This is a genomic window from Kocuria nitroreducens, from assembly GCF_042879195.1.
Classification (GTDB): Bacteria; Actinomycetota; Actinomycetes; order Actinomycetales; family Micrococcaceae; genus Kocuria; species Kocuria nitroreducens.
Genome location: NZ_JBHZTC010000001.1, coordinates 66,518 through 81,409 on the forward strand (window position 1 = coordinate 66,518; position 14,892 = coordinate 81,409).

Sequence of the window (14,892 nt, forward strand, 5' to 3'; positions counted from 1 at the left end):
GACGGCCGGCGACGAACACCGGCGGCGGGTCCGGGCGCTGCTGGGACCGACACTGTGGAGACCGGGCAGACGGCCTCCACGCGATCAACCATGGAAGAGGCGTATTCCCCGTGCCACATCAGCCACAGCATCCCATCCCTGAAGAATTCGCAGGTAACGAGTGGCTCGTCGACGAACTGTTCGAGAAGTACCGGACGGACAAGAACTCGGTGGACGAGAAGTGGTGGCCCATCTTCGAGTCGATGAGCGCGGACAACGGTGCCGCCGCGGAGCAGCCGGTCGCCGCGAAGGCACCGGCCCCGAAGGCCGCCCAGGCCCCCACCCCGAAGGCGGCGGCCCCCGCCCCGCCCAAGGCCGCCGCCCCGCCCAAGGCCGCCGCCCCGCCCAAGGCGGCCGCCGTCCCCCAGGCCCCCGCCGCCCAGAAGGCCGCCTCCGGAACCGGTGCCCGGACCTCGTCCACCCCCACGGCGAAGGCCGCGGCGGCGCCCGCGCCCACCAAGTCCGGCGCCAAGGCGGAGGGCCGTCCCGAGACCGACCACGGTGAGGCCGAGGCCGCTGAGGCGAAGAAGCCCATCCCGGCCCAGCCCGCCCGCGCCCGCGCCACGGCCCCCAACCACGACGCGCCGGCCGAGGACAAGGTCGTCAAGCTGCGCGGGCCCGCGAAGGCCGTGGCGGCCAACATGGACGCGTCCCTCACCGTGCCCACCGCCACCACGGTCCGCGCCGTCCCGGCGAAGCTGCTGATCGACAACCGGATCGTGATCAACAGCCACCTGGCCCGAAACCGCGGCGGCAAGGTGTCCTTCACGCACCTGATCGGCTACGCCGTGATCAAGGCGCTGGCCAACTACCCGTCCCAGAACGTCGTCTACGACGAGCAGGACGGCAAGCCCGTCGCGGTGCACCCCGCCCACGTCAACTTCGGCATCGCCATCGACATCCCCAACAAGGACGGTTCCCGCAACCTCGTGGTGCCGAACATCAAGGGCGCCGAGGCCATGTCCTTCATGCAGTTCTGGACGGCGTACGAGGACGTCGTCCGCCGCGCGCGCGGCAACGAGCTGACCATGGAGGACTACCAGGGCACCACGGTGTCCCTGACCAACCCGGGCGGCATCGGCACGGTCCACTCCGTGCCGCGGCTGTCGAAGGGGCAGGCGTGCATCGTCGGAGTGGGCGCGCTCGACCACCCCGCCGAGTACCGGGGCTCCTCCCCCAAGACCATCGCGCGCCACGCGGTCTCGAAGATCATCACCCTGACCTCGACCTATGACCACCGCGTCATCCAGGGGGCGGGCTCCGGCGAGTTCCTGCGCCTGATCGAGTCCTATCTGCTGGGCGCGGACGACTTCTACGACCAGATCTTCGAGGCCCTGCGGATCCCCTACGAGCCCGTGCGCTGGGCCGTGGACAACCAGGTCAACCCCGAGATCCAGGTCAACAAGGTCGCCCGGATCCAGCAGCTCATCCACGCGTACCGGGTCCGCGGTCACCTCATGGCGGACACCAACCCGCTCGAGTACGTGATGCGCAAGCACCCGGACCTCGACATCCGCACCTACGGGCTGTCCCTGTGGGACCTGGAGCGCGAGTGGCCCACCGGGGGCTTCGGCGGCGCGGACGTCCTGAGCCTGCGCACCATCCTGGGCCGGCTGCGGGACGCCTACTGCCGCACCCTCGGCGTGGAGTACATGCACCTGCAGGAGCCCGAGGAGCGCGAGTGGTTCCAGGACCAGCTCGAGCACGGGTACCAGAAGCCCAGCCGCGAGGAGCAGTTCCGCATCCTCGGCCGGCTCAACGCCGCCGAGGCGTTCGAGACGTTCCTGCAGACCAAGTACGTGGGCCAGAAGCGCTTCTCCCTGGAGGGCGGCGAGTCCCTGATCCCGCTGCTGGACGAGATCATCTCCGACGCCGCCGACGCCGGGCTCGCGGGCGTGGGCATCGCGATGGCCCACCGCGGTCGGCTCAACGTGCTCACCAACATCGCCGGCAAGTCCTACGCGCAGGTCTTCCGCGAGTTCGAGGGCAGCCAGGACCCGCGCACCACCGAGGGCTCCGGCGACGTGAAGTACCACCTCGGCACGGAGGGCTCCTTCACCTCCGACAACGGCAACGAGACCCAGGTCTACCTCGCCGCGAACCCGTCCCACCTCGAGGCCGCCGACCCGGTCGTCGAGGGCATCGCCCGGGCCAAGACGGACGTCCTGGGCGCCGGGCCCGAGGGCGACGGCACGTTCCCGGTGCTGCCGATCCAGGTGCACGGCGACGCGGCCTTCGCGGGCCAGGGCGTCGTGGCCGAGGTCCTGCAGATGGCGCTGCTGCCCGGCTACAACGTGGGCGGCACCGTCCACGTCGTGGTGAACAACCAGGTGGGCTTCACCACCGCGCCCGCGGCGGCCCGGTCCACCACCTACGCGACGGACATCGCCAAGGGCCTCCAGGCGCCGATCTTCCACGTCAACGCCGACGACCCCGAGGCTGTCACCCACGTGGGCCAGATGGCGTTCGCGTACCGGCAGACCTTCCACAAGGACGTCATCATCGACCTCGTGTGCTACCGGCGCCGCGGGCACAACGAGGGGGACGACCCCTCGATGACCCAGCCGCTGATGTACAACCTCATCGAGGAGAAGCGCTCGACCCGCAAGATCTACACCGAGAACCTCGTGGGCCGCGGCGACATCACCCAGGAGGAGGCCGACCGGGCGCTGAAGGACTACCAGGAGCGGCTGGAGCGGGTCTTCGCCGAGACCCACGAGGCGCAGACCTCCTCGATCCCGCTGGTCACCGGGGACTCCGCCGCGATCTCGAACATCGAGCGGCCCTCCGCCCAGCAGGCGGACTCCGGGGTCTCGATCCCCCGCACCACGGCGATCTCCGCCGAGGCCGCCGCACGGATCGGCGCGGTGCACGTGGAGGTCCCCGAGGACTTCGCCGTGCACAAGAAGCTGCGCAAGCTGCTCGAGCGCCGCGAGGAGATGACCCGCGAGGGCGGGGTGGACTGGGGCATGGGCGAGCTCATGGCGTTGGGGTCCCTCATGATGGAGGGCATCCCGGTGCGGATGTCCGGCCAGGACGTCCGGCGCGGCACGTTCACCCAGCGCCACGCCGTGTTCTACGACTCCGGCACCGGCGCGGAGTGGACACCGCTCAACCACCTCTCCGGGAACCAGGCGCAGCTGGCGATCTACAACTCGCTGCTGTCCGAGTACGGCGTGCTGGGCTTCGAGTACGGCTACTCCGTGGAGCGGCCCGACGCCCTGACCATGTGGGAGGCGCAGTTCGGCGACTTCGTCAACGGCGCCCAGATCGTCGTGGACGAGTTCATCTCCTCCGCCGAGCAGAAGTGGGGCCAGCGCTCGTCGCTGGTCATGCTCCTGCCGCACGGCTTCGAGGGGCAGGGGCCGGACCACTCCTCGGCCCGCATCGAACGCTTCCTGACGCTGTGCGCCGAGAAGAACATGGTCGTGGCCAACCCCTCGACGCCGTCGAACCACTTCCACCTGCTGCGCCGGCAGGCCTACAGCCGCCCGCGCAAGCCGCTGGTGGTGGCCACACCGAAGCAGCTGCTGCGGCTCAAGGCGGCGGCCTCCCCGATCGAGGAGTTCACGTCCGGCCGGTTCCGCCCGGTGATCGGCGACGAAACGGGGCTCGAGGCATCCGAGGTCACGAACGTGGTGCTGGTCTCCGGCCGGCTCTACTACGACCTCGCCTCGGCCCGCGAGGAGCGCAAGGACCGGAGGACGGCCATCGTGCGCGTGGAGCAGCTGTACCCGCTGCCCCTCGCCGAGCTCCGGGAGGAGATCGGCAAGTACCCCGAGGCCCGGCTCACCTGGGCGCAGGACGAGCCCGCCAACCAGGGCGCCTGGCCGTTCATGGCGGTCAACCTCGTGCCGCAGCTCGACCGGCCGGTCCGGCTCGCGTCCCGCCCCGCGTCCGCGTCCCCGGCCAACGGGTCGGCCAAGCGCCACGCGGCCGAGCTCGAGACGCTGGTGCAGACGGCGTTCGAGCGCGACTGAGCCCGTCCCGGGAGGGCGGGGGCCCGTGCCCCCGCCCTCCCGCACGTCCCCAGCGAGTCCGGCGCCGGCCCGTGCCCACGGGCCGGCGCCGCTCGTCCCCCCAGACATCCCGCACCCCCGATCAGAAGGTACGAAGTGGAGCAACGAAGGATCAGAATTGTCGCAGTCGGTGACGAGCTGCTGGCCGGCGAGGGCGACCCCCGGGGCCTCGGCTGGTTCGGGCGGGTCATGGCCCGGACCCCGCACCACGTGGTCCCCGTGTCCGCCTACAACCTGGCGGCGCCCGGCGAGGGCAGCGAGTCCCTCAACGAGCGCTGGTTCGAGGAGGCGGCCCGCCGCTTCTCCCCCGGCCACGACAACCGCCTGGTCATCGCGCCCTCCACCCTGGACATCGACCTGTCCATCACGAGCGCGCGGTCCCGGCTGAACATGGCCAACATCATCGACACCGCCTCCCAGCACAACGTGCGGGTCCTCGTCGTCGGGCCCCCGCCCACGATGGACACCGAGCGCAACCGCCGGATCGCAGACCTCTCGGCCGCCTACGCGGACGTGACGACCCGGCGCAACCACGTCTACGTGGACACGTTCAACCCGCTGCAGCACCACGAGCAGTGGCGCAAGGACCTCGCGGCCAACCACGGCCACCCCGGCCAGGCCGGCTACGGGCTGATGGCCTGGCTCGTGCTGCACCGGGGCTGGTACAACTGGCTGGACCTGCCCGAGCCCCAGTGAGCCCCGCCCGTCCCGCGTGTGAGAGAATGGCGGGCAGTGCCCCGTCCGGCCGCCGCTGACATCACCAGACCACACGGGAACGGACGCCGACACCCACGATCCGCCGCGGGCGACCGCGGACAGACAGGAGGCTCGTATGAGCAAGCGCGGACGCAAGCGCAAGGACCGCCGCAAGGGCGGCGCCAACCACGGCAAGCGCCCCAACGCCTGAGGTCCGTCCCGGACCCCGGTGACGCCGTGACGGAAGGGCCCCGGACCGCTGACGCGGTCCGGGGCCCTTCCGTGTGTCCGGGGTCTACCGTGCTCTGGAGCCTGGGGGGCACCGCGCCCGGCGGCCGGAGCCAGGAGCGGCCCGCTCAGGCGGCCGGCGGGTCCTGACGCGCCCCGTGCAGCCGGGCGAGGATGGAGACCCTCAGGTCCGCGGGCGCGGTCTCCGCGCAAGAACGCCGGACCACGGAGCGGATCACGCACTCCAGGTCGTACTCGCGGGCGCACTCCCGGCACTCGAGGAGGTGGCCGTGGATCTCGTCGAGGTCATCCGCCGGGAGCACCCCGTCGAGGTACTCGTAGATCAGGCGGATCCTCTCGTCCGTGCAGCATCCGAGGCTCTCGCAGTCGGCCATGTCTACTTGTCCTTTTCCTTCTTCTTGTCGCCGGTCACCCTGGACGTGTCGAAGCCGCGCTCGGCGGCGTAGTCGGCGAGCTTCTCGCGCAGCAGCTTCCGGCCGCGGTGCAGGCGGGACATCACCGTCCCGATCGGCGTGTCCATGATCTCGGAGATCTCCTTGTAGGCGAAGCCCTCCACGTCGGAGAAGTACACCGCCAGCCGGAACTCCTCGGGCAGCTCCTGCAGGGCGCGCTTGACGTCGCTGTCCGGCAGGTGGTCCAGCGCCTCGACCTCCGCGGAGCGCAACCCCGAGGACGTGTGGGACTCGGCGCGGTGCAGCTGCCAGTCCTCCACCGTGTCGGTGTTCGCCTGCAGCGGCTCTCGCTGGCGCTTGCGGTAGAGGTTGATGTACGTGTTCGTGAGGATGCGGTACAGCCACGCCTTGAGGTTCGTGCCGGGCTTGTACTGGTGGAACGCGGAGAACGCCTTCGTGTAGGCCTCCTGGACGAGGTCCTCGGCGTCGGCCGGGTTGCGAGCCATGCGCAGGGCGGCGGCGTAGAGCTGGTCCACGTACTCCATGGCGTCCTGCTCGAAGCGCGCCTTCCGGTCCTCGGGGGTCTCGGTCTCGACGTCGACGGGCGGCTCGGTGCGCTGGGGGGCGGCCCCCTGCTGGTTCTGCTCGTTCATCACGGACCAGTCTACGGGGACGCGCGCGGGGGCCGGGGCCGGCTCGAGGACGCTCGTGGGGGCGGTGATGGCTGCTCCTCTCCCCGGCCGTGCAGGTCCGCTCGCTGGACTGTGGTGGTGGCCCGCCCCTGACGGGCCGACCGCTGTCCTGCACAACGGGAGACACCGCCACGCGTATTCCCCGACTGTTCCCCGTCGTGGGCCCGCGCGCCCACCCATGCGCGGTCCCCGTGGCTAGGATGGGACGAGCGGCGCCGTCCGCCGAACCACACCTGACCGACACAGCCCCGCGGTACCGTCTGCCGCTGAGGAGGAACCCATGAGCATCGTCCGTCGCATCGCCCGCCCGCTGCTGGCCACCGGTTACGTCGCCAACGGGGTGGAGAGCTTCCGCAACTCGTCCCGCGCCGCCCAGCACCTGTCCCCCGCGATCTCCGCCGCCACGAAGGCCTTCCCCCAGGTCGGCCCCGCGCTGCAGAACCACGCCGTGGTGGCCCAGGGGCTGGCCGCGGCCCAGGTCGGCGCAGCCGTGCTCTTCGGGCTGGGCAAGCTGCCCCGCCTCTCGGCCGGCGTGCTCGTCAGCACGACCGCTCTCAACGCCTACGCCGACTACCGCGCGGCGGAGGCGACCACCTCGGATGAGAAGGCCGCGCGGCGCAGCACCGCCTTCAAGAACTCCTCCCTCGTGGGCGCCGTCATGCTCGCCGCCGTGGACACGGAGGGCAATCCGTCCCTGCTGTGGCGCGCCGAGCACCTCGCCGGTGACGTCCGCAAGAGCGCCTCCAAGCTCGGCAAGGACACCCAGAAGCAGGTCGCCAAGGCCGAGAAGGCGCTCCAGCACTCCAGCAAGCGCAGCTGAGCCGCGGTCCCGCCGTCGTGAACCCGTCGGAGGCCCCCGGGCCCGCACCTCGTCCCGACGCGCCGGAGCCGGCCCAGCAGCACGCGCTGTGGCCGGCTCCGTTCGTGGACGGACGCCCAGTCGTCGCCGAGCTGACGGTGCCGGGCTCGAAGTCCCTCACCAACCGGTACCTGCTGCTCGCCGCCCTCGCGGACGGTCCGTGCCGGCTGCGCTCGCCCCTGCACTCCAGGGACTCCCGGCTCATGGTCGATGCCCTGCGCGCCCTGGGGGCCCGCGTCGAGGAGGTGCCGGGGAACGGCGGCTTCGGTCCCGACCTGCTCGTCGAGCCCGCACCGTGGGAGGCCACGGAGCCGGTCACGGTCGAGTGCGGGCTGGCCGGGACCGTGATGCGCTTCGTGCCGCCCGTGGCCGCCCTCGCCCGGCGATCCGTCACGTTCGACGGCGACCCGGGCGCCCGCGTGCGCCCCATGGGACCGGCGATCGACGCCCTGCGCGGGCTCGGCCTGCGCGTCGAGGACGACGGCCGGGGACGGCTGCCCTTCACCGTGCACGGCACCGGCGGCGCGCGCGGCGGAGACCTGGTGATCGACGCCACCGGCTCGAGCCAGTTCGTCTCCGCAGTGCTGCTCGCGGGCGCCCGCTTCGACGACGGGCTCGTGCTGCGCCACCGCAGCGCCGACGGCTCGGGCCGCGGCGTGCCGTCCATGCCGCACGTGGAGATGACGGTCGAGGTGCTGCGCGGCCTCGGGGTCTCCGTGGACGACTCCGTGCCCGACGAGTGGCGGGTGGCCCCCGGGCCGGTGCGGGCCTTCGATGTGACCATCGAGCAGGACCTCTCCAACGCCGGACCCTTCCTCGCCGCCGCCGTGGTGACCGGCGGGCGGGTCTCGGTGCCCCGCTGGCCCGCCCGCACCACCCAGGGCGGCGACCACTGGAAGCACATCCTCCCGGCCTTCGGCGCGGCGGTGGAGCTCACGGACGGGACCTTCTCCGTCACGGGACCGGCCGCGGTGACCGGGGTCGACCTCGACCTCGGCGAGGCCGGGGAGCTCGCGCCCACCGTCGCGGCCGTGTGCGCGCTCGCCGGCACGCCCTCGCGGCTGCGCGGCATCGCCCACCTGCGCGGCCACGAGACCGACCGGCTGGCGGCGCTCGTCACCGAGATCAACCGGCTCGGCGGCGACGCCGAGGAGACCGCGGACGGGCTGGTGATCCGGCCGGCACCCCTGCACGGGGGGACGTTCCACAGCTACGAGGACCACCGCATGGCCACCGCCGGCGCCGTGATCGGCCTCGTGGTCCCGGACGTGCGGGTCGAGAACATCGCGACCACCGCCAAGACCCTGCCCGAGTTCCCGCGGCTGTGGACCGAGCTCACGGGCACGAGCCGTGACGCGTAGGGACTCCGTCCGGCGCGACTGGGACGAGTCGGACGTGCGCGTGCGTCCCAGCAAGACCGGCTCCCGCCCGCGCACCAAGGAGCGGCCGGCGCACGAGGACGCGGTCACCGGCCGCATCGTCACCGTGGACCGCGGCCGCTACACCGCGATCCTCGAGGAGGACACCCCCGGGGAGCGGCTGGTCGTGGCGGTGCGAGCGAGGGAGCTGCGCCGTCAGCCCGTGGTCGCCGGCGACCACGTGGGCCTCGTCGGGGACGTCAGCGGCGCCCCGGACACCCTGGCCCGCCTCGTGCGGATCGAGCAGCGCTCCACCGTCCTGCGGCGCAGCGCGGACGACACAGACCCGGTCGAGCGGGTCGTGGTCGCCAACGCCGACCAGCTCGTGGTCGTCGTGGCCGCCGCCAACCCCGAGCCCCGCACCGGATTCATCGACCGCTCCCTCGTGGCCGCCTACGACGCCGGCATCGAGCCGCTGCTGTGCATCACCAAGACCGACCTGCGGGACCCCGCCGAGCTGATCTCCCACTACACCGCGCTCGAGCTGCCCGTGCTCGTCTCCGGACCCGCCCAGGACGTCCCGGCCGACGACGACGGAACCACGCTGCCCCTCGACCGCGCGCTCATCGAGGCCCTGCGCGAGCGCCTCGACGGCCACGTCTCGGTGCTGCTGGGGCACTCCGGTGTGGGCAAGTCCACCCTCGTCAACGCCCTCACGGGCGCCGACCGGGCCACCGGCGGGGTGAACGCGGTGACCGGTCGGGGACGGCACACGTCGTCGTCGGCCCTCGCCCTCAAGATCGAGGACGCCTCCCCCGGGTCCTGGATCATCGACACCCCCGGCATCCGTTCGTTCGGCCTGGCCCACGTGGACCACGACCGGATCGTGGAGTCCTTCGACGAGCTCGCCGAGGCGATCGCCGAGTGCCCCAAGGGCTGCCGGCACACGGGCACCTCCCCCGGCTGCGCCCTGGACGCCTGGGTGGAGCAGGGCCGCGCCGGGGACGCGGGCGAGTCCCGGCTGGTCTCCCTGCGCCGTCTGCTCGGGGCCGGAGAGCGTCCCGGGGAGTCCCGCGAGGACAAGGAGCTCGGCGTCCAGTGACCCGCCGGACGGCGTGGCACCCACCCCCGTCCGACCAGGCTCGGGACCGCGGTTCGGGGTAGGTTGGTCCAATGCGCAGCCCCAGCAACTACACCGACGACCTCCGCCTCGCCCACATCCTGGCCGACGCCGTGGACCGCTTGACCATGCGCCGGTTCAAGGCCCAGGACCTCGCGGTGGAGACCAAGCCCGACCTCACTCCCGTGACGGACGCCGACCGCGAGGCCGAGCAGCTCATCCGCGCCCAGCTGGGGCGCACGCGCAACCGGGACGCCGTGATCGGCGAGGAGTACGGCACCACCGGCAGCGGTGCCCGGCAGTGGGTCGTGGACCCCATCGACGGCACCAAGAACTTCGTGCGCGGCGTACCGGTGTGGGCCACCCTCATCGCCCTCGTCGACGAGGGCCGGCCGGTGGTCGGCGTGGTCTCCGCGCCGGCGCTCGGCCGCCGCTGGTGGGCGGCGGCCGGGACGGGTGCCTTCACCGGCAAGTCCCTGGCCAACGCCCAGCGCATCCACGTCTCCCAGGTCGGGCGGCTCTCCGACGCCTCGCTGTCCTACTCCTCGCTCACCGGGTGGCGGGACCGTGGTGTGCGCGACCGCTTCCTGGAGCTCACCGACGAGGTCTGGCGGACCCGGGCCTACGGCGACTTCTGGTCCTACTGCCTCCTCGCCGAGGGCGCCGTGGACATCGCCTGCGAGCCCGAGCTCAGTCTGCACGACATGGCCGCGCTCGTGCCCGTCGTCGAGGAGGCCGGCGGGCGGTTCACGTCCCTCGAGGGCGAGCCCGGCCCCTTCGGCGGCAACGCGCTGGCCAGCAACGGGCTGCTCCACGACGAGGTGCTGGGGATGCTCGCCACCGGCTCCTGAACCGCCCCCACGACGACGGGGGCCCGCACCGGCCGGTGCGGGCCCCCGTCGTCGTCAGTCGTCGTCAGTCGTCGTCAGTCGCCGGCAGGAGTCAGAGGTCCTGGCCGGTGAGTCCCATCTCCCGCTCGATGCACTGCTGGAACGCCGCCTGGTCCGAGGAGAACTGCGAGCAGGCCTCCATGGCCGGTCCGAACTCCCCGAACAGCGCCCCGAAGAGCACGAGGAAGAGGATGCTGGCCAGGATGGCCAGGACGCTGAGCACGATGCCGACGATCGGCAGGGCCTTGGACGCTCCCGGCGTCCTGCCCAGCTTGCGCAGCGCCACGATGCCCAGCACCAGGCCCACGAGGCCCGGGACGATGCCGAGCACGAACCAGCACGTCAGCAGCGCCACGATGCCCAGCACCAGGGAGGCGATGCCCAGACCCGTGCCGGCGGGTCTCGGGCTCGCACCGTACTGGTTCATGTCGTACTGCCCCTGGTAGCCCTGACCGCCGTACTGGCCCTGGTTGTACTGACCCTGACCGTAGGAGTCCTGGCCCTGGTAGCTCTGGCCGCCGTACTGGCTCTGGTTGTAGCCGTCCTGGCCGTACTGACCCTGGTTGTAGCCGTCCTGGCCGTACTGGCCCTGGTTCTGCTGGCCCTGGTAGCCCTGCTGCCCCTGGCCGTACTGCGGCGTGGAGTACTGGTCGCCGGCTCCCTGGCCGTAGCGCGGCTCGTAGGAGGGACCGGGGGGAGCTCCCTCGACGCGCTGGCCGTACTCGGGCAGGTCTCGGCGGCCGGAGCTCGACGACCCGCCGGCACCGGTGCCGCTCTGGTCTGGCGTGTTGTCGTTGTGGCTCATGGCGATGTCCTTTCGGTCGTCTGCGGTACGGCACCAGCTTGTCACACGGCCCTCCGGGACGTGCCTTTTCCCCGCCGGGCACGCCCCGACAGGGCACGGAGTCCTGCCACCCGACACGTGGGAGAATCCCGGTGGCGACAGGCGTACGGAGGAACCGCGGCACGAAAAACCGGGGAGCGCCTCGCGGCGCTCCCCGGTCAGGAATGTCGTGGAGATGGGGGGAATTGAACCCCCGTCCGATGCAGCATTGTCAGGGCTTCTCCGGGTGCAGTCTGCGTTGCGTTTTCTCAGTCCCGGCCCTCGTGCAGACACGTGGCCGACGGACTCAGTCACGAATTGATGTTCCCCAGACGTCCGCGACACCCGTCTGGAGCATTGGCCTTCTAGCTGATGCCAGGCCCCGGGTCGAAAGCGAACCCGGGCTGACAGTCACCTAAGTAGTCTGGTTGTGCTTACACCGCGAGGGCGTAAGCATCCTGAGACTTGGCGACGTTACCGTTAGAATTGGCAACTATTGTTTTACAGAGAGCGTTTACGAGATAACTCTGCGTCCTCGACCCGCTTCCCCTGTCTCAACTCACATCGTCGAAACCGATCATCCCCATATTCTCTTGTCAAGCATCCCGCCGCAGCGGGACTTCCCAGTCTACCGCGCGGTACGCGTCGTCCGCAAGCATCGGGCTGGCCGCTCAGCCCAGGTTCTTGTAGCGCATGGCCCGCTGGGCCTCGCGGTTGTCCTGCTGCTCCCGGAGGGTCTGGCGCTTGTCGTACTCCCGCTTGCCCTTGGCCACGGCGATCTCCACCTTGGCCTTCTTCCCGTCCACGAAGTAGAGGGACAGCGGCACGATCGTGAAGCCGGACTCCCGGGTCTTCTGCTGGATCTTGTCCATCTCGCCGCGGTGCAGGAGCAGCTTCCGGCGGCGGCGGGCGGAGTGGTTGGTCCACGAGCCCTGCAGGTACTCGGGGATGTGGACGCCCTCGAGCCACAGCTCGCCGTCGGTGAACTGGCAGAACCCGTCCACGAGGGAGGCGCGCCCCATGCGCAGGGACTTCACCTCGGTGCCCATGAGCGCGAGACCCGCCTCGTAGGTGTCGAGGATGTGGTAGTCGTGCCGGGCCTTCTTGTTGTTGGCGATGACCTGGCGACCGGTGTCCTTCTTGGCCATGGGCCTCCTCCCTGGGGACGGTGCGGACGGGGATCTGCCGTGCACCGGGGCACGCGGCAGGTCCCCCATCCTACGCCACGGCGATCGCTCGGGACCGATGCGTGGCGACCGGACCCGGGGGACCCCGGCGCAGGAGCGTTGTCCCAGGTCACCACCTGGCACCCGCTAAGCTGGGCGGATGCTGGACCCAGCCCCCATCGAGCGCCCGCCCGCCGCGGACGTCCTGTACCTCGTCGGCACGAGCGGTCACCCGAACTTCGGTGACGAGTTCATCGCCGCCTCGTGGCTGCGCTTCCTCGCCCGCGCCCGGCCCGGCGCCGAGGTGTGGCTCGACTGCCCGAACCCGGGGCTGGCGTCCCACCTGTTCGAGGGCCTGCACCCGGGGCTGCGGACCACCGACACCCTGTGGCGGCTCGCCTTCGAGGCGACGGCGATGGACCCGGTCGCGGCGGACGCCCACGTGGACCGGGTGGTGACGCACCTGGGGTCCCCGCGCTACGACCTCGGCCTGCTCGGCGCCCGCCGCGCCGGCACGGTGCACTTCCTCGGGGGCGGCTACCTGAACTCCCTCTGGCCGCACCACGCGCGCCTGTTGCGCGCGGCCCTGCGGCTGCGCGAGGTCTCCGGCGCGCGGCTCGTCGCCACCGGCCTGGGCCTGGCCCCCGCCGCCGACGCCGAGGGCCTGCGGGCCGCGCTCGGCGCCTTCGACCACGCCACGGTCCGCGACGCGCCGAGCGCCCAGCTCTCCCGGGCCGACCGCGCCCCCGACGACGCCTTCCTCGGCCTGCCCGGCCTCCCGGGCTTCACCGGCGCTCCGGCCGAGGGAGCGGCCGACGGCGACGTGTGGGTGTGCCTGCAGAGCGACATGTCCGAGCCGGGGGTGCTCGACGACGCCGTCGCGGCCGTGCGGGCCGCACTGACCGGCCCGGCGCTGGCCGGCCGCACCGTGCGCTACCTCGAGGCTATCCCCGGCGCGGACCGCGCGGCCTTCGACCGGCTCGCCGATCTCGTCCCCGAGGAGCACTTCGTGCCCTTCACGCGCCTCTGGCAGGAGGGCCTCCCGGCCCGGCCGGGCCAGACCTGGCTCACCTCGCGGTTCCACTTCCACCTGCTCGCCGCCGCCTGCGGCGCGGAGGGCACCGCGCTGGAGGTCAGCCCCGACTACTACCGCGTCAAGCACCAGTCCCTGGTCGAGGCCGGAACAGGGTGGTCCGTCACGCCGACCGGCAGCACGGAACCGGCTGCGCCCACCCGGTCGCACTCCTTCCCGGCCACGGCCGCGCGGCTGCACCGCACCAAGCTGCGGGAGGCTCAGGAGCTGTACCCGGCCGCCGCGGCCCTCGAGGACAGCCCCGCTGCACCGGAGTCCCGCACCCTGCCGGGGCGGACCGTGGCGCGCTTCCTGCGCCGCTGAGCACGGGGCCCCGGCCGGACACGGGACCGGCCGGGGCCCGGACGGCTCCCTCGCGAAAGCTCAGGCGTCGGCCGGGGCGTGGCGCTGGTCGGCGCGCCAGCGGATCCCGGCGTCGACGAAGCCGTCGATCGCGCCGTCGAAGATCGCGGAGGGGTTGCCCTCCTCGTGACTGGTCCGCAGGTCCTTGACCATCTGGTACGGGTTCAGGACGTAGGAGCGCATCTGGTCGCCCCAGGACGCCTTGACGTCCCCGGCCAGCTCCTTCTTCTTGGCGCTCTCCTCCTCCTGGCGCTGGAGGAGGAGCCGGGACTGGAGCACGCGCAGCGCGGCGGCGCGGTTCTGGAGCTGGGACTTCTCGTTCTGCATGGACACGACGATGCCGGTGGGGAGGTGGGTCATCCGCACCGCGGAGTCCGTGGTGTTCACGGACTGACCGCCGGGGCCCGAGGAGCGGAAGACGTCCACCTTGATCTCGGACTCGGGGATCTCGATCGAGTCGTCCTGCTCGATGAGCGGGATGACCTCCACGGCCGCGAACGAGGTCTGGCGCCGGCCCTGGTTGTCGAACGGGGAGATGCGCACGAGCCGGTGGGTGCCGGCCTCCACGGACAGGGTGCCGAAGGCGTAGGGCGCCTTGACCTCGAAGGTCGCGGACTTCAGGCCCGCTTCCTCCGCGTAGGAGGTGTCCAGGACGGTGGTCGGGTAGCCGTGGCGCTCAGCCCAGCGCAGGTACATGCGCATGAGCATCTCGGCGAAGTCGGCGGCGTCCACGCCACCGGCGCCGGAGCGGATGGTCACCACGGCCTCGCGCTCGTCGTACTCGCCCGAGAGCAGGGTCTGGACCTCCAGCCGGGAGAGCGCCTTCTTGACCGCGGCGAGCTCCTCCACGGCGAGCTCCAGAGTCTCGGCGTCGTCCTCCTCGGCGGCCAGCTGCACCATGACCTCGATGTCGTCGATGCGCCCGCCCAGCTCCTCGAGCCGCTCGAGGTCGGACTGCTTGTGGGAGAGCTTGGAGGTGATCTTCTGCGCCGCGGCCTGGTCGTCCCAGAGGTCCGGGGCGGTCGCCTGCTGCGAGAGCTCGGCGATGTCCCGCTTGATGGCGTCGACGTCGCTCACGGCCTCGATGGACGCGAACGTGGAACGGAGGGCGGAGATCTCTGCCGGGAAGTCAAGGGAGGCCATGGAAGCCAAGA

The 14,892-nt window shown here is 71.8% G+C and carries 13 protein-coding genes and 1 other RNA gene; 8 read left to right on the top strand and 6 right to left on the bottom strand.

What is annotated here, in order from left to right:
* Positions 1-110 precede the first annotated feature (110 nt).
* The 3 genes from ACFYE1_RS00315 (at position 111) to ACFYE1_RS00325 (ending at position 4,965) form a co-directional block, all read left to right on the top strand.
* The gene (locus tag ACFYE1_RS00315) at positions 111-4,019 is read left to right on the top strand and encodes a multifunctional oxoglutarate decarboxylase/oxoglutarate dehydrogenase thiamine pyrophosphate-binding subunit/dihydrolipoyllysine-residue succinyltransferase subunit (RefSeq protein ID WP_387738737.1); all 3,909 of its coding nucleotides are present in this window, start codon (positions 111-113) and stop codon (positions 4,017-4,019) included.
* A gap of 135 nt (positions 4,020-4,154) precedes the next feature.
* Complete coding sequence (locus ACFYE1_RS00320) at positions 4,155-4,754, top strand: GDSL-type esterase/lipase family protein (RefSeq protein WP_387738739.1); 600 nt, start codon at positions 4,155-4,157, stop codon at positions 4,752-4,754.
* 136 nt (positions 4,755-4,890) lie between these two features.
* Positions 4,891-4,965, top strand: coding sequence for a 50S ribosomal protein bL37 (locus tag ACFYE1_RS00325; RefSeq protein WP_095343185.1), 75 nt, complete (start codon positions 4,891-4,893; stop codon positions 4,963-4,965).
* 145 nt (positions 4,966-5,110) lie between these two features.
* Here the strand turns inward: ACFYE1_RS00325 and rsrA are convergent, their stop codons facing one another.
* Positions 5,111-5,377 (bottom strand): mycothiol system anti-sigma-R factor, encoded by a 267-nt coding sequence (rsrA, locus tag ACFYE1_RS00330; protein ID WP_387738742.1) that lies wholly within the window; start codon positions 5,375-5,377, stop codon positions 5,111-5,113.
* Positions 5,378-5,379: 2 nt separating this feature from the next.
* Positions 5,380-6,048, bottom strand: a complete 669-nt coding sequence (locus tag ACFYE1_RS00335) for a sigma-70 family RNA polymerase sigma factor (RefSeq protein ID WP_368831518.1) — start codon at positions 6,046-6,048, stop codon at positions 5,380-5,382.
* Between the two features lie 319 nt (positions 6,049-6,367).
* Here ACFYE1_RS00335 and ACFYE1_RS00340 point away from each other — a divergent pair, with 319 nt between their 5' ends.
* The 4 genes from ACFYE1_RS00340 to hisN all read left to right on the top strand — a co-directional run bounded on the left by ACFYE1_RS00340 (position 6,368) and on the right by hisN (position 10,275).
* Positions 6,368-6,907: a DoxX family membrane protein gene (locus ACFYE1_RS00340; RefSeq protein WP_387738744.1), complete on the top strand. Its 540-nt coding sequence runs from the start codon at positions 6,368-6,370 to the stop codon at positions 6,905-6,907.
* 17 nt (positions 6,908-6,924) lie between these two features.
* Positions 6,925-8,307, top strand: a complete 1,383-nt coding sequence (gene aroA / locus ACFYE1_RS00345; RefSeq protein WP_387738746.1) for a 3-phosphoshikimate 1-carboxyvinyltransferase — start codon at positions 6,925-6,927, stop codon at positions 8,305-8,307.
* A complete protein-coding gene (gene rsgA, locus ACFYE1_RS00350) occupies positions 8,297-9,406 on the top strand; it encodes a ribosome small subunit-dependent GTPase A (RefSeq protein ID WP_387738748.1) in 1,110 nt (369 codons plus the stop codon). Before aroA ends, rsgA begins: the two co-directional genes overlap by 11 nt.
* A gap of 71 nt (positions 9,407-9,477) precedes the next feature.
* Positions 9,478-10,275 (top strand): histidinol-phosphatase, encoded by a 798-nt coding sequence (gene hisN, locus ACFYE1_RS00355; protein WP_387738751.1) that lies wholly within the window; start codon positions 9,478-9,480, stop codon positions 10,273-10,275.
* A 91-nt stretch (positions 10,276-10,366) separates the two neighbouring features.
* Here hisN and ACFYE1_RS00360 read toward each other — a convergent pair whose 3' ends face one another.
* The 3 genes from ACFYE1_RS00360 to smpB form a co-directional block, all read right to left on the bottom strand.
* Entirely contained in the window at positions 10,367-11,119 is a 753-nt protein-coding gene (locus tag ACFYE1_RS00360; protein WP_387738753.1) for a DUF4190 domain-containing protein, read from the bottom strand.
* A 206-nt stretch (positions 11,120-11,325) separates the two neighbouring features.
* Positions 11,326-11,722, bottom strand: a transfer-messenger RNA (tmRNA) gene (gene ssrA / locus ACFYE1_RS00365).
* A gap of 86 nt (positions 11,723-11,808) precedes the next feature.
* Positions 11,809-12,285 carry an SsrA-binding protein SmpB gene (gene smpB / locus ACFYE1_RS00370; RefSeq protein WP_387738755.1) on the bottom strand — a complete coding sequence of 159 codons (477 nt, stop codon included), beginning with the start codon at positions 12,283-12,285 and terminating at the stop codon, positions 11,809-11,811.
* 178 nt (positions 12,286-12,463) lie between these two features.
* On the opposite strand from smpB, the gene ACFYE1_RS00375 reads away from it, so the two are divergent.
* Positions 12,464-13,699: a polysaccharide pyruvyl transferase family protein gene (locus tag ACFYE1_RS00375; protein WP_387738757.1), complete on the top strand. Its 1,236-nt coding sequence runs from the start codon at positions 12,464-12,466 to the stop codon at positions 13,697-13,699.
* 60 nt (positions 13,700-13,759) lie between these two features.
* On the opposite strand, the gene prfB is transcribed toward ACFYE1_RS00375, so the two are convergent.
* Positions 13,760-14,881 (bottom strand): peptide chain release factor 2, encoded by a 1,122-nt coding sequence (gene prfB, locus ACFYE1_RS00380; RefSeq protein WP_387738759.1) that lies wholly within the window; start codon positions 14,879-14,881, stop codon positions 13,760-13,762.
* Positions 14,882-14,892: the final 11 nt, after the last annotated feature.

Coding starts and splice junctions, on each gene's coding strand:
- rsrA (WP_387738742.1), bottom strand. CDS start 5,377: ATGGCCGACTGCGAGAGCCTCGGATGCTGCACGGACGAGAGGATCCGC.
- ACFYE1_RS00335 (WP_368831518.1), bottom strand. CDS start 6,048: ATGAACGAGCAGAACCAGCAGGGGGCCGCCCCCCAGCGCACCGAGCCG.
- ACFYE1_RS00340 (WP_387738744.1), top strand. CDS start 6,368: ATGAGCATCGTCCGTCGCATCGCCCGCCCGCTGCTGGCCACCGGTTAC.
- hisN (WP_387738751.1), top strand. CDS start 9,478: ATGCGCAGCCCCAGCAACTACACCGACGACCTCCGCCTCGCCCACATC.
- ACFYE1_RS00360 (WP_387738753.1), bottom strand. CDS start 11,119: ATGAGCCACAACGACAACACGCCAGACCAGAGCGGCACCGGTGCCGGC.
- smpB (WP_387738755.1), bottom strand. CDS start 12,285: ATGGCCAAGAAGGACACCGGTCGCCAGGTCATCGCCAACAACAAGAAG.
- ACFYE1_RS00375 (WP_387738757.1), top strand. CDS start 12,464: ATGCTGGACCCAGCCCCCATCGAGCGCCCGCCCGCCGCGGACGTCCTG.
- prfB (WP_387738759.1), bottom strand. CDS start 14,881: ATGGCCTCCCTTGACTTCCCGGCAGAGATCTCCGCCCTCCGTTCCACG.